The organism is Gluconobacter sp. Dm-74, from assembly GCF_018256135.1.
In the GTDB taxonomy this organism is placed as follows: domain Bacteria; phylum Pseudomonadota; class Alphaproteobacteria; order Acetobacterales; family Acetobacteraceae; genus Gluconobacter; species Gluconobacter cadivus.
In genome coordinates this window covers 84,469-98,810 of sequence record NZ_JAERLX010000006.1, presented here as the reverse complement: position 1 = coordinate 98,810, position 14,342 = coordinate 84,469, and the positions used below count along the sequence as shown (strand labels likewise).

The window sequence follows — 14,342 nt, the reverse complement described above, 5'->3', positions numbered from 1 at the left end:
CATCACGAAATCTGTGAAGGCTTTCTCGCAAAACTAAGAGACCGGTCAAAAATTTAGATCGGTTCAAATTTTCCAATTTTCGGCCAAATGAAAAAATGGTTTTTTTTCATTGTGATAATAGCCAATCCCTTGCCATCAAGAGGGCCAAGCCCCCTCACCAGAACAAGACAAGTTCCCTTATTTCCATACTTTGTCACAATATAGTGAATTAGACCGATCTAGGTGGACTCCTGAGTCTCATGGCAAATGCCCCTTAGCCGTTACGAAATATGACCGAAAGGCGCGCCACGTGCTGCTATTCAGGAATAGGCCCACCGGGGCTTATTATAAGCTCTTCCGACACATCTGTTATGTGACGGTTCTCGGGGTGAGCATCATTCCCAGGATTGTTCAGGCAGATGAACCATCGTCCTCGAACATATCTCTTGCTCAGGCACGCATTCTGGCGCGGACCGCAGAAGACAGAGCTGCATCCAATCATACAGCCATTGTCGTGACGGTTGTGGACACTTCGGGACAACCGCTTCTCGTCGAACGTATGGCAGAAGCGCAGCTTGCCAGCCTCGAACTCTCAAAACGGAAAGCTGTCAGCGCAGTCTTTTACAAGCGGCCATCTTCAGCTTTCGAAACCGCATTGAGTGGCGGAAAAATGGCAGTTCTGGCTCTTCCAGACGCCATGCCCGCCGGTGGTGGCGTTCCGATATTCCGTAACGGACAGATTGTTGGCGGCATTGGCGTGAGCGGCGGCAATAACGCTCAGGATTCCGAGGCTGCAAATGCCGCGGTGGAGGCTTTGAAATGATGGTTACGTCTCTTCCGGAGTCTGCTGGAAAAGGAACAGTGCTGTGAAAAAAGTCAGCCCTCCGCCCCTCTCTTCCGGAACCCCGCTTCTAGGGCGCCGTTCGCTCCTGCTCGGCACCATCATGGGCAGCGTCTCTGTAGCAATCGGCAATTCCGTCCTCGGCCGCGCCAATGCGCTTGCAGCACCCCCACTCGATGAGACATTTCTGAGTGTCTCAAAGGCGATTACCGGAAGACCGGATCTCGATCCGGTCCTGAGCAGCCGCCTCTGCGCCGCCATGCAGACCACATTTCCGGCTTATGCCAGCACGATCCAGTCCCTCGCCAGAATTACAGCACAGGGCGGCCAGCCACATGAAATTCTGGATCGATCTGGTGACCTGAAGAAGGCTTTTCTGGCGCTCAATGCCGCCTGGTACACAGGCTCGACTGAAGACAAGACCAACGCACCAATGGTCGCTTACTACGACGCCCTCATGTACCAGCCCACCAAAGACGGTCTGCCGGTACCAACCTACTGTTTCGGCCGTCCCGGATGGTGGACAGAGGCTCCGCCGCCTCTCGGTATTCCAATTCATGCACCGCTCCCTGCGACGCCCCCGCCTCCGGCGCCTCCAGGTGTGGAAAGCAAGATCCCACCCCAGTCGCCTCCTCTCAAACCCATTACGCCGTCCTCTCCCCCCTACATTCCCAAACCCCGTCAGGAGCACTAAACCATGGCCAAACCGGATTTTACATCATCTGGAGACGTCTCGGCGGATGTCGTTGTCGTCGGGTCCGGAGTGGTCGGCGGGCTGGTGGCAAACGAACTGGCTGCTGCCGGTCATTCCGTCGTGATTCTGGAAGCGGGACTTCGTCTCAAGCGTGCCGAATATGTGGAAAACTGGCGCAATATGTCCTTCCACAACCGGCTTCATTCGGATTTTCAGGGTCTCTATCCCCAGTCCCCCCTGGCTCAGGCGCCGCTCTATTTTCCGCCCAACGATTATGTTGGATTATCCGGTCCCAACGGGTCTGCCTTCAAACAGGGCTATCTTCGTACTGTGGGCGGAACGACATGGCACTGGGCCGCATCGTGCTGGCGACACCTACCTTCCGATTTCGAAATGAAATCGCGCTACGGCGTCGGACGCGACTGGGCCATATCGTACGATGACCTTGAGCCTTTTTATTGCCGGGCAGAGGAGGAAATGGGTGTCTCAGGCCCTCATGACAAAGCTCTCCAGTCTCCTCAGGAACGCAGCCGTCCCTACCCCAGAGACATGATCCCCTTCGGTTACGGAGACCGCCGGGTTGCCGAAATCGTCAATCCCCATGGTTTTCATCTGGTTCCCATTCCGCAGGGCCGAAGCATGGAGCCTTTCGGAGAACGCCCGGCCTGCTGCGGCAACAATAACTGCCAGCCCATTTGCCCGATTGGGGCGATGTATAACGGTATCCAGCATATCGAAAAAGCCGAGGCCAAAGGGGCCGTCACCATTGCTGAAGCCGTGGTCTACCGGATCGATACCGACGAAAACAACCGCGTCACAGCGGTACACTGGTACGACGCCCATCGGCAGTCTCACAAAGCGACCGGCAAAACATTCGTCCTGGCCTGTAATGGCATCGAGACGCCCCGTCTGTTGCTGCTTGCCGCCAATGCCCGCAACCCGAACGGAATCGCCAATTCTTCCGATCAGGTTGGTCGCAACATGATGGACCATTCCGGCGTGCACGCCTCTTTCCTGGCCAACGAACCCCTCTGGTTCGGACGCGGCCCTGCACAGAGCAGTTGCATCGTCGGCCCCCGGGACGGGGATTTCCGGCGGGACTATTCAGCCAACAAGATGATCCTGAACAATATCAGCCGCGTTGCACCTGCAACGGAACAGGCCCTCAAGCTGGGTCTGGTCGGCAAGGAGCTTGATGATGAGATCCGGCGTCGTGCGGCCTGCGGCGTTGACCTGTCCATCAGCCTTGAACCGCTGCCAGATCCCGAAAACCGCCTGACACTCAGCAAAACACGGAAAGATCCTCTTGGTCTCGCCTGTCCGGACATCCACTATGATGTGGGTGATTATGTGCGCAAAGGGCTGAATGCCGTCACCACTCAGGTCAAGGAAATTGCGGGCCTGATGGGAGGAACAGAACTCCGTATCACAACGGACTATAACGCCAACAACCATATCATGGGTGGAACGATCATGGGCCGCGACCCGAAGGATTCGGTTGTGGATGGCGACTGCCGCGCCCATGACCACGCCAATCTGTGGATTCCAGGCGGAGGCGCCATGCCATCCGCGAGCGTCGTCAACACGACACTCAGCATGGCCGCGCTCGGACTGAAAGCCGCCGATTCCATCAAGGCCGCTTTCGCACGGGGGCAGGCATGAAACAGAAACACCGCATAAACCCGCCCCTTTCGGGGGCTTTTGCCCTGGCTGCCGCTACTGTCCTCGGTTTCTGCCCCGGCGCATACGCCCAGAGCAATGGACCCGACACGAATATTGCCCAGCGCGGACATTATCTGGCAATTGCGGCTGACTGTGCGGCCTGCCACACGGCGCCCGGCTCAACGCAGCCTTTTGCTGGCGGATACGGCATCGCGTCTCCACTTGGATCGATCTATTCGACCAACATCACGCCCTCCAAAGAGCACGGCATCGGAAATTACACCGAGAAAGAGTTCGCCCACGCCCTGAGGGAAGGCATACGGCGCGACGGAGCCCATCTCTACCCGGCCATGCCTTATACATCCTACACCAAGCTGACTGATGACGACGTGCATGCGCTGTACGTCTATTTCATGTCCGAGGTGAAGCCTGTTGAGAGCACACCGCAAAAAACGGCTCTCCCTTTTCCCTATAATATCAGGGCGTCCATGGGGATCTGGAATGCCCTTTTCCTTGATGACACGCGGTTCAAACCGGATCCGTCCAAATCCTCAGAGGTCAATCGCGGGCAGTATCTGTCCTATGCTCTCGCCCATTGCGACACCTGTCATACCCCCCGCAATGCAATGATGGCGGAGAAAGGCGGCAGCCCTCTTGCTGGTGCTTCACTGTCCTCATGGTATGCCCCCAATATTACTTCGGATCCCGTCAGCGGCATTGGTGGCTGGAGTATCGAGGATCTGTTCCGATATCTCAAAACCGGCGACGTCCCCGGCAAAGCCCAGGCAGGCGGCCCTATGGCCGAAGCCATCGAACATAGCTTCCAGTCTCTGGATGACGCCGACCTCCGCGCGATGGTCGCCTACATCAAACAGGTTCCAGCCATCTCGGACAGTAAGGACAAAGCGCCTCGGGAAAGCTACGGAAAGGCCTCCGGACGTGAGGCCGTCTATCGTGCTCTGCCTGCCAACCGGCTCAGTCGCGGCGAATATCTCTTTTCAGGAGAATGTGCGGCCTGTCACCGTCCGACCGGCCAGGGTAGTCCGGATGGATACTATCCGCAGCTTTTCCACAATACGGCCGTGGGTGCCCCTATCGCCGACAATCTGATCACCACTATCCTCATGGGTGTGCGCCGGGAAGTGAACGGTCATACGACCTACATGCCGGGATTTGGACCGGGATCGTATGTTGATACCCTCTCCGATCAGGATATCGCGGATATCAGCAATTACATTGAACAGAATTTTGGCAATCCGAACGTCAAAGTCACCCCTGATGATGTGAAGCTCATCCGGTCAGGCGGCCCCAAACCTCTTATTGCACAACTCGGTGCTTTCACCGTTCCGGCGATGATTGTGGCAGTCGTGCTTCTCACACTCGCCATTTTCTTCTTCATCCGACTTTCCCGAAAAACGAAAGCCTGAGGCCTTGCGAGCTTTCGTTCCACGTCTTCAGGAGCTTCCAGAAATGCAAAGATTGTGCCTGCTTTCCTGTGCCGCGCTTCTTGCGTTCGCATCCCCCCTGCATGCCCAGACGGTCGTCTCGGCCAATGATGCCCATTCCATTCTTCAGAATGGTGTGCAGGTCCTCCCCCACCCCCTCACACCGGACTCACTTTCCTTTCTTGAAAAAACATCGGACGGCATCTGGAAAGTCCGAACCAGCATCGATGTGCCTAGCAGCGTTGTCGGACCACCAACCGCTGTTACCTTCAGCCCGGACGGTAAAATCCTGGTCGTCTCCGCTGCATCCAAGGCTGATACGACAAGCGGCAAAATCGTTCCGGATGACGAAATCACGGTGATTGATGTTTCCGGTCCACAACCCAAAATCATCCAGCACATCGCATCTGCACCCGGCGCAACGACCCTGCGCTTTACACCGGATGGACATCACCTCCTCGTCGCCAACGGAAAATCCGGCGTTCTGACATGGTTCTCATTCGACGGGCGAAACCTCAGCCAGCGACGCGTCATTCCTCTGCCTGTCTCCGGATTTCCAGGGGGATTGGCCATTCTCCCGGACGGAAAGCGCGCCCTTGTCAGTTTATGGCAGGCGGACAAGGTTTATACCCTTCATATTAAAGAAGATCAGATCACCGTCGATCCACATCCTTTAAACATCGCGCCAGGTCCCTGGAATATCCGGATCAGCCGGGACGGTCGTTACGCTATCATGGGAATTCTGGGCCATGGCGAAGGTTTGCCAGGCGCCCTTTCCGTTCTGGACCTGAAGAGCAATCCGATCCGTGAAATTCAGAGAGTTCCTGTTCCCAATGCGCCGGAAGGACTGGATATCTCACCGGATGGGCAGTATGTCGCCGTCGTTTCGCAGAACGGCTCCGCCTTGCCCCCCTCGTCGCCCCGCTATCATGATCGGGGTATCGTGACGGTTCTCTCATTCCACGACGGACATCTGGCTCCCCTTGCCCAAGCACCGGGAACTTTATGGCCACAGGGGCTGACCTTCTCGCCTGATGGTCATGCCATTCTGGTTCAGGGTGTTATGGATCGCAGCCTCCTGACCCTGAACTGGAATGGGACTCAACTCAGCAAGGCAGGTGAAACGCCCCTTCCGGGTGGAGGCGCCGACCTCGAAAAGACATCGGCATGGTAAAAGCCGGATAAAATCTTTTGGTTGGGTGTTCCTTTTTGCTGCTCTTCGCGCGGAGCAGAAAGGCCTGTCCTCCCTAATATTCAGGGCCAGCTTTGAGTCCCCTGAGTGTCTGGGCAAACCACACACCCGTAAAAGACTGGTGGAAAGGCAGGCAGCGCTACGTTCGAAATTTGTCGCCGCGACATACCTGTCCGGCAGGTAACGGGCCCGTCGCAGGACTGAGGCTCGGTCTGGAGCGATTACGAAACGGGTTCCGCGTATATCCGCGAAACCCGAAACCAACTGAAGGTCAGAAATGAACCCCGGCCTGCAACTCGAATGCACGCCCGAGAATGACATCGTAATACCGTGCCAGACCCACTGTACCAACGTCTTTTGGCAAGGCATCAAACACATTGTTCATCATGAAATTCACATTGAAATTCTTGGTGATTTTATACCCGATCGTCGTATTGAAGTAGAAGAAATCCGGACGATTATTATCCGTTTCCGCATATTCTCCTGCCGTGACGTTGAACTTGGACGGACCATAATAAATGGTCTGCCACTGAATAAATAGCGGACCACGAATATAGTTCAAATTGGCCGTAAATGAATCCTTCGGAGAACTGGTGCTTCCTACTTCTGGGTAGGTTGTTCCCAGGAAAGTCTGGGTATTTTTGACATAATGATTATAGTTTACACTAAGATCAAATGCTCCCCAGTTCTCAAACTGTCTACCAAAACGCCGGAGCGGAAGATAGTATTTCAAAGAAGCCTCCAGCGCCTGCATGTGCTGGTTGGCGATATTCACAAACCCTTCCTCATAGCCTGTGACCTGATGGGTATTCGGATCGCGCGTGAACATATCGCAATAGGCATTGGGAAATGATTTTGAGTCGTAACAAGAACTCATAATATCACTGATCCCCAGATCCATGATTTCATTGCTGATTTTTACATCAACGAAGGATGCATCAAGCTGAAGTCCTGGTACGAAATGTGGGGTAAAATGGAAGGAACCCGTATAGCTGTGGGACACTTCGTTTTTCAGACGTGCATTGCCACCATCAGATCCATATATCCCGTAGTTGACGATATCTGACACAAAACCCGACGGAATACCCTGCTTCGCGCAATTCGCTGCGCGAATAGCCGGATTAGGACCAGACGCAATATCTTCAGCCGCACAGGGATCACTCGCCATGCTGTTTACGCGACTTTTGGGAGAAAACAGCTCCGTGACGGATGGATTACGGACTGACTGGGCATAATTCCCGCTAAATCCGAAATCTCTCGTCGGCCACCAGCTTCCCCCGAACATATAGGTCCAGTAACTGCCGGTCATAGTGTTGTAGATATACCGTCCATTCGCCGTTGCTGAAATATTATAGGCTCCGGGAACATGCATTGCCGGAGAGACGATAGGAACGTCCAACTCTCCAAAAACTTCATGCGTTCCGTAAGCGCCATAAGTATTGGGAACGGGAATTTCATCACCATACTGACGAACACTTCCATCCGCCAAGGTCTCGCCATTCAGAATGGACCCCGCATCGAAATCATAGGATTCCCGGCGATGTTCATAACCCAGATCCCAGCGAACATCACCGGCGGGCAACCGCATGACCGTACTGTGCATTTCCGCCTGAATATCAAACTGAGTATTCTTGTTCTTGGGATTGACCACCGATGTAATATAATTAAGCGCCGCTGGAGTTTCCTGCCCCCGCCCGAAGACATTCAATGGCGCACAGGTTTCACTACGGGTTTTGGCCGTAGAATTGATGTAACCCGGCGCACAGCCAATCGTCCCATCAGGCAGCGTCACCGCATCCAGAGCATTAATGAGGTTGTTTGTATCAACCATCAGAGTGTGCGTATTGCTCAGATATGCGCTATATTCCCCTTTCACGCTCCAGTCGAAATGGCGACCAACCGCATTAAAATCGCCATTCAGACCGCCCTGAAAACGATACATCTGGTTGGTTGTGGTAAAAGCGCCTTCTCCGAAATCCTGATTGGCACGGGTGAGATAAAACGTATCCGTCGGCTGGCCGGAGGCTTTCAGGGCATTCACGATGGTTGAACGCTCTGCTGATGTAAGAAACGGGTTTGACGTGCTCAGCACCAGATTGCCGTTAACGTAACTTTCTGGTGACGAATCGAAATTTGCTCGCGTCAGGGGAGAACCCTCGAAGGTGGCGGAGTAATAAAGCCCCTGGTTCACCGAACTTTTAGCCTCTCCCCTTTGATACCAGCCCTGCCATGCCGCATGTAAATGGTCGGTAAAATCGTAATGACCCAGAGTCGTCAGGTTCAGGGATTGCTGGGGGGTATAGAGCTGATCGTAATCTTCAAAAGAAAGACCATTGCCACCCGCTGTATAGTAATTACTCCGAGTTACTGTTCCCGTCAGCGGTACCAGAGATTTTCCATCCTGGCTAAACTGCAGAACTCCCCCACCTGCCGCTGCGATACCACCCGAGGCCACACCAAAAGTTGAAGGATTGAGGTTCCCGTTGACCAAGGGAATACCGGTAGCACTCAACTGACTAAAACGCTCATTGCGAGTCAGAACATAATAGTATGGAGAATCGCTGGTCTTGGCTGGCCAGAGATATGTTTCTGCCCCACTCCCAATAGTGTTGCGGCGATCGTTGTAAACCAGCCCATCGGCGTTCCGGTATTCAACATCGAATACGATACCACCTTTATCGTGGTCAAAGCCGGTCCCATATTTCAGATAGATTTTTTCTTTTCCACCATCCAGCTGTTGCGTCCAATCCCCCTGCGCATTGAAATCTACACCCTTGAAATGATCATCCAACTGATAATTCACAACGCCTGCCACAGCATCAGCGCCATAAGCCGCACCAGCGCCGCCATAACGCGTATCAATTTTCTTCACGAGGGACGTAGGAATGGTGCCAACATCGACCTGCGAGCCACTGCCAGCGCCATAAAGCGAAGCGGTCGCCCCTCCAACCATGCGCATGCCATCGATCAGCGTCAGGGTCCGCTGGTCTCCCAGCGCAAGAAGTCCGGTGAAGGTCTGTCCCGCGCCCCAGGATCCCTGACTACCGACCGGACTGTTGGAGGGGACAGAAAAAGCCGGATTTTCACGCAAAAGAGCCATGCCAAGATTGGAATACCCGCGGGCGCGCAACTGCGCCGCGTCCAGCGTGCTTCCTGCCGTCACCTCATTAAGGCGCGTCTGCGAAAGACGTGTGCCCGTGACTGTAATGTCTTCACTATGCTCATTCAGAGTACCAGAAGACGCTTGTAAAACTGTGGTGGATTTCTGACGCAGACCGTTTGTCGCGACGGCAGGAGAAGTCGAGAGGCCAGATGTTGGAGCGGCAGTCGTATCATGAGCAGTTGTTGCCTTCCGAACTACCTTCTTTTTATGCTTGGCAGCCTTAACTGCTCCGTGACGCGGAGAATCTGAAGTCGCGGCATAGGTATTCTCAATATTCCAGCCAGAAACCGTCATTGCGGCTCCAATCAGCAGTACCGCTTTCAGTTTTGGTTTGGATGGAAGGCCCGTACACATGTCCATAAACTCCCCAATGCGCCACGGTGGCTGCAGGCAAAGCTTTGCCTTGGAATGAGTCCACCTCGCTTTATTTCGGTATCATTCCAAGTTTTGGGTCGTCTATTTCCAAAATGTTTTGACACATTAACCTTCGGTACATAGTGTTCGGGACCAAGCGAGCGGCACCGGTGCCTTACAGTAAGTCATTTTATGATCTTTACGCGCACACAACCTCCGTTTCGATATCGCGCCGGTTATATTTCGGCTTCGACATGGGCGTGTTTTCAGTTATCAACCTCTACCGGACTAAACTGCCAGACACTTTCGGAAGCCGGGCAGCGTCCTTTCAGCCCGCCTGCAACGTCCCGCATTTGCAAGCACCTGATTTCGTACACCTTGCCGTAAGCCGCGCGTACAAAGTCCTCGTCCACGGAAAACGGCGGTCCCTTCAGACAGGACTGATCATAAGTCAGCGTTACAAGCAGTTCGGGCACAGGACCGGTCAGGGCCAGAAGATGGGCGACATATGCCTGCCGCAGATCTTCCGGAAGGGCAATCAGCGCAGCACGATCATAAATACCTTCCACCGGGCCAAGAAGATCCGGCGTCAGGTCAAAAATATTGCCTGCAAAAATACAAATGTCTGAGGCTGAAAAACGCCGCAGCGTCCCAACCTGAACGACATCGGGCGTAACGCCGAGATCGCTGAAAAACCGTTCCACCGCAATCTCGCTGAGTTCACATCCGATCACCCGATACCCCCGTCCGGCCAGCCAGACCATGTCCTGACTCATCCCGCACAGAGGCACGAAAATCCGCGCCCCAACCGGCAGATGCAACGCGCCAAAATGGTAGGTCAAAAGCGGATTGGCGCGCACTTCATGAAAGCCCGTCTCCCCACGTTCCCATTTTCCCTGCCAGAAAACGGCATTCGACGCTGCATCCATCACTCCGGCGATCCTCCTGTTCAGCCTGGCCGATCCTGTGCTTTCTTCTCTCGACGAAGCAATGGCCTCCCCGGAGAAAATATGAGAAAAGCCGCTCATGGTCATGCTCACCCCCTCACAGCGGCAGGCGCTCGATGAAATCATTGCCGCCCATGCCGCAGGACTGCCCACGCACCTGCTGACGGGATATGCGGGCAGCGGCAAGACGACCCTGATGCAGGCCGTGGCCCGGCATTTCATGGGCGAGAAAAAAGTCGTGGTCATCACGGCTCCCACACACAAGGCCACTGCCGTTCTGCGCTCCAAAGTAGACCGAGACGTCGATTGCCGCACGATCCAGAGCCTGCTGAGCCTCCAGCCCTCTTCTCAGGGTACGACCACAACTCTCGTCCGCTCCAAGCGACCGCAGACGATCGCCGATGGTATCGTGATCGTCGATGAATGTTCGATGCTCTCGGCGGAACTGATGAACTGGATCCGCGATCTGCTGCGTTACTGCTTCGTGCTGTTCGTCGGCGACCCGGCCCAGCTTCCGCCCGTCGGGGAAGCCGCCTCCCCTTCGTTTTCCGTGCCCTCACGCTCCCATCTCGACACCGTCGTACGACAGGCGGCAGGCAATCCGATCCTCGAAGCCGCAACCCTCATCCGCCAGAGCCAGGGTGGTGAAGCGGACTGGAGCTGGGTCCGCGATGCCCGTCAGGAACAGACCGGCCTGTTCCTGCCCAAAGATGTGGAAAGCTGGGTTCGCAAGGCGTTCCTATCCGACGCGTTCGACGCCGATAACGACTGGTGCCGCTATCTGTGCTGGACGAATGCGCGGGTGCATCAGATCAACCGGATGGTCCGGCTGTGGCGTTATGGCGGCGAGACACCCACCCCCTTCATGCCCGGCGAGCGGGTCGTGTCCCGCGCGCCGTTTTCCGTCCAGCAGGAAGAAAGCGGCCCACGTCAGGCCATCGCCACGAACGAGGAAGTCCTCGTCATGGATATCAAGCCCGGTCGGCTGTCCTATAAGTTCGAGCTGTGCAAGGACGTTCCGGCGTGGGTCGCCGATCTGGCGTCATGGGAAGTCACGCTGCTGACGATGGCGGGCGAGGAAATTACCGGCCATATCGTGCAGAACCCGAAGGATCTGGAGGCCGTGGACCGACGTCTGGTGCAGGAAGCGAAGCAGCAGCACCGCCGTTGGAGCCACCGTTTCGCCTTCCAGAATGCCCTGCTCCAGCTTCAGGCGATCTACGCCATGACCGTCCACACTGCACAAGGCAGCACGTTTAAAAACGTGTTCGTGGATCTCGGCGACATCGGTCGCCGCGCCCGGCAAAACCCGCTGGAGACGCAGCAGCTCTGCTATGTGGCGGTCACGCGCGCGACGGACATGGTGTTTCTTGTCAACACAGCGGGTCTTTCCGCTTGATGGGCCGCGACGCCCAGAGCGAGGCCAGCATGGACCCCGAAACATTGTGCCAGACGGAGAAAACCGCGCCCGGCAGTGCAGCCAGCGGAGAAAAATAAAGCCGCCCCAGTGTCGCGGCGAGGCCGGAATTCTGCATCCCGACCTCCAGCGCCAGCGTCCGGCAGACACTCTCGTCAAAACCGAGCAACCGACCGCCCCAATAGCCACCCAGAAGCCCGATCCCGTTATGCAGGATGACAGCCAACAGCATAATCGGACCAGCTTCTTTCAAGGACGGCCCCACACCCGCCACGATCGCCCCGATAATGAGCAGGATCGACACCATGGCCACCAGCGGAAGCGCAGGCTCGACCCGGCGCACCGCGCGATGCCAGAACGTGTTGAGCACAACACCCGCCAGAACGGGCAGCGCCACCATGGTTACGATGCTGCGAAATAGCGCCCAGCTATCCACCGCCACCCCGGCCGAGACATAGAACCGCACCAGAAGCGGCGTCGCCACGATCCCGACGAGTGTTGAAAACGCACTGATGCTGACCGAAAGCGCCACGTCCCCGCGCGACAGATAGATCATGACGTTGGACGCCGTACCACTCGACACGCACCCAACCAGGACCATGCCTGTCATCAGTGCAGGCGACAGCCCCAGCAGATGCGCGATCCCCCACGCCGCAAGCGGCATGACAAGATAATGCAGCCCCACACCCGCCAGAACCGGCGCAGGCCGACGCAGGATACGCCCGAAATCAGCCGGTGTGAGCGACACGCCCATCGTGAACATAACAAACGCCAGAAGCGGTGTGATGGCGGGAACGAGCGTCAGGAAAACTCCGGGCAGAAGGAGTGCAAGCCCGGACACCACAATAGCCCAGAGCGGGAAAAGACGCATCACCACCGCAACCGGACCATTTCGCAAAAACATTCTTCAGGTGGCATTCGATCCCTCATGACAAAGAGGACAAAAAAAGTCCTTATGCCGGGAGATGGCGATTGCGTCACCCGCCCATAAGAAAGACCCAGCCTGAAAAATGCCATTAACCTCAAGGTAAGGTCGAGCTGTCTTTATTGTTTTTGTGAGGAATCGAAGTCTGTCCATCAGCGTTTTCGGGAGTGGCCTGTGCGGCCTGTTCAATAACCCATGCAGTATCCATGACACCTGATCCGCCCACTCTGCTTGGGTACAGCACGGTTATTTTCCTGCTTCTGGGCGTCCATTTCATCCTGTCAGAATTTTCCGGCAGACGATGGTCCCGCATGGCGTGGTACGCGGCTCCCTTCTTTCTGGGCGCGATCTCCGGCCTGTTCTCCACTGTCCAGAGCATTCTGCCGGGACAGTGGGGACTCCGGATGAGTTCACTGTTCATGATCATGGCCTACGGAGCCGCGTGGCAGGCCATGCGAATCATCCTTGGCTATCGCACCCGGGTTCTGCCGGTTCTGCTGGCCTGCATCGTCTTCTTTGTTCTGTCAGCCCTCTCGGGGCGGACAGGGCTGTTCCACATCCTCAGTACGGCCTGCCGTCTGGCCGCGCTTGCAATGCTCCACATTCTGGGACTTCGGAATCTGCGGAACGCAGACCAGATCAGAACCCCGGCACGGCGCAACCTGCAAAGACTTCTGACCCTCTATGCAGGGTTTTATCTTTTACTGGTGGCGCTCGTACTGTGGATGCCAGCTCCTCTTGGAGCCGCTCCAGCAACCATCTGGGCCGTGGCAACCTATAATTTCCTGACCGTTATCGAAGTAACGCTATTCGCTCTGGGCATGATTGCAATCCCATGGGAGCAACTGGCCTTCCAGCAGAAAGAACTTATCCTTCAGGACCCTCTGTCAGGCGGCGGCAATCGCCGGGCCTTTCAGGAATGGCTGGAAAATGACGGAAAAAACTGCGCCCATGAAGCGCTTCTCATGGTCGATATCGATCATTTCAAAAACATCAATGACCTCCATGGCCACGCAATCGGGGATCAGATCATCATCACCATGGGGCGTGTCTGCAGGGATCTTCTTTACCCAACGACGAGCCTGTTCCGTATTGGCGGGGACGAATTCGTCATCGTTTTCCAGTGCGGAAGTGTCGACGAAATGCTCGCAACCGCCCAGCGCCTCCGTAATACGTTCTCAACCGAAACCCGTCTGATCGGAGAGGACGGTATCACGGCAACACTGAGCATTGGCGCTGCCCTCTGTCCTGGCACGGGGATCAGTCGAACAGATCTTCTGGCCCGGGCCGACAATGCTCTTTATGCCGCCAAACAGACGGGTCGTGATCGCGTGGTTCACTTTGCACAGGAAGAAGACAGTTCACTTCCGGGAATATAAGATCTTTTCAAGCCCTATCCCTGCAAACCCGGACCTTCACTCTTTTCCAAGCGTTTTTGCCCTGACGTTCGAAGTCGAGATCAGAAGTTCCCGGTATCGGGCCAGTCCGGACCAACCCAGCGCGACGAGTAACCCCGCGACTGAAAGTGTCGCAACCCAGACTGGAAGTGCTGTCGACGCACGCTCCGCAAAACACAGTGCAAGCGCCGCGAGAGGCAAGACGAACCGGACCCCCCCTGCCCTTTGCAGCCACGCAGGTTTCTGAAGCCGCGCAAACCGCAGCATTTTCGGCTCATGGCAGGCCTGCAAAAGCAGAAACAGGCTCCATAGACACGTGCAGAGAA

The 14,342-nt window shown here is 55.8% G+C and carries 11 protein-coding genes; 7 read left to right on the top strand and 4 right to left on the bottom strand.

What is annotated here, in order from left to right; all coding sequences use genetic code 11:
• Nucleotides 1-367 precede the first annotated feature (367 nt).
• From JK208_RS10215 to JK208_RS10195, 5 genes are read left to right on the top strand one after another with little or no spacing between them, the layout of a single operon-like run.
• Complete coding sequence (locus JK208_RS10215; RefSeq protein WP_211576066.1) at nucleotides 368-802, top strand: heme-binding protein; 435 nt, start codon at nucleotides 368-370, stop codon at nucleotides 800-802.
• 43 nt (nucleotides 803-845) lie between these two features.
• Nucleotides 846-1,514 carry a sugar dehydrogenase complex small subunit gene (locus JK208_RS10210; RefSeq protein WP_349291980.1) on the top strand — a complete coding sequence of 223 codons (669 nt, stop codon included), beginning with the start codon at nucleotides 846-848 and terminating at the stop codon, nucleotides 1,512-1,514.
• Nucleotides 1,515-1,517: 3 nt separating this feature from the next.
• Nucleotides 1,518-3,176, top strand: coding sequence for a GMC family oxidoreductase (locus JK208_RS10205; RefSeq protein WP_211576065.1), 1,659 nt, complete (start codon nucleotides 1,518-1,520; stop codon nucleotides 3,174-3,176).
• The gene (locus JK208_RS10200; RefSeq protein ID WP_211576064.1) at nucleotides 3,173-4,603 is read left to right on the top strand and encodes a cytochrome c; all 1,431 of its coding nucleotides are present in this window, start codon (nucleotides 3,173-3,175) and stop codon (nucleotides 4,601-4,603) included. Before JK208_RS10205 ends, JK208_RS10200 begins: the two co-directional genes overlap by 4 nt.
• Nucleotides 4,604-4,646: 43 nt before the next feature.
• Entirely contained in the window at nucleotides 4,647-5,795 is a 1,149-nt protein-coding gene (locus JK208_RS10195; RefSeq protein WP_211576063.1) for a hypothetical protein, read from the top strand.
• Nucleotides 5,796-6,084: 289 nt separating this feature from the next.
• Here JK208_RS10195 and JK208_RS10190 read toward each other — a convergent pair whose 3' ends face one another.
• Nucleotides 6,085-9,330, bottom strand: a complete 3,246-nt coding sequence (locus tag JK208_RS10190) for a TonB-dependent receptor domain-containing protein (RefSeq protein ID WP_249202090.1) — start codon at nucleotides 9,328-9,330, stop codon at nucleotides 6,085-6,087.
• A 266-nt stretch (nucleotides 9,331-9,596) separates the two neighbouring features.
• A complete protein-coding gene (tmpT, locus tag JK208_RS10185) occupies nucleotides 9,597-10,259 on the bottom strand; it encodes a thiopurine S-methyltransferase (protein WP_211576151.1) in 663 nt (220 codons plus the stop codon).
• Nucleotides 10,260-10,356: 97 nt separating this feature from the next.
• On the opposite strand from tmpT, the gene JK208_RS10180 reads away from it, so the two are divergent.
• Nucleotides 10,357-11,676 carry an ATP-dependent RecD-like DNA helicase gene (locus tag JK208_RS10180; RefSeq protein WP_211576055.1) on the top strand — a complete coding sequence of 440 codons (1,320 nt, stop codon included), beginning with the start codon at nucleotides 10,357-10,359 and terminating at the stop codon, nucleotides 11,674-11,676.
• Here the strand turns inward: JK208_RS10180 and JK208_RS10175 are convergent.
• Nucleotides 11,651-12,571, bottom strand: a complete 921-nt coding sequence (locus tag JK208_RS10175; RefSeq protein ID WP_349291981.1) for a bile acid:sodium symporter family protein — start codon at nucleotides 12,569-12,571, stop codon at nucleotides 11,651-11,653. The two genes, JK208_RS10180 and JK208_RS10175, sit on opposite strands and share 26 nt — an antisense overlap.
• A gap of 254 nt (nucleotides 12,572-12,825) precedes the next feature.
• On the opposite strand from JK208_RS10175, the gene JK208_RS10170 reads away from it, so the two are divergent.
• Nucleotides 12,826-13,998 (top strand): diguanylate cyclase, encoded by a 1,173-nt coding sequence (locus JK208_RS10170; protein ID WP_194267540.1) that lies wholly within the window; start codon nucleotides 12,826-12,828, stop codon nucleotides 13,996-13,998.
• Nucleotides 13,999-14,034: 36 nt separating this feature from the next.
• Here JK208_RS10170 and JK208_RS10165 read toward each other — a convergent pair whose 3' ends face one another.
• Complete coding sequence (locus JK208_RS10165) at nucleotides 14,035-14,283, bottom strand: hypothetical protein (RefSeq protein WP_211576052.1); 249 nt, start codon at nucleotides 14,281-14,283, stop codon at nucleotides 14,035-14,037.
• Nucleotides 14,284-14,342 lie beyond the last annotated feature (59 nt).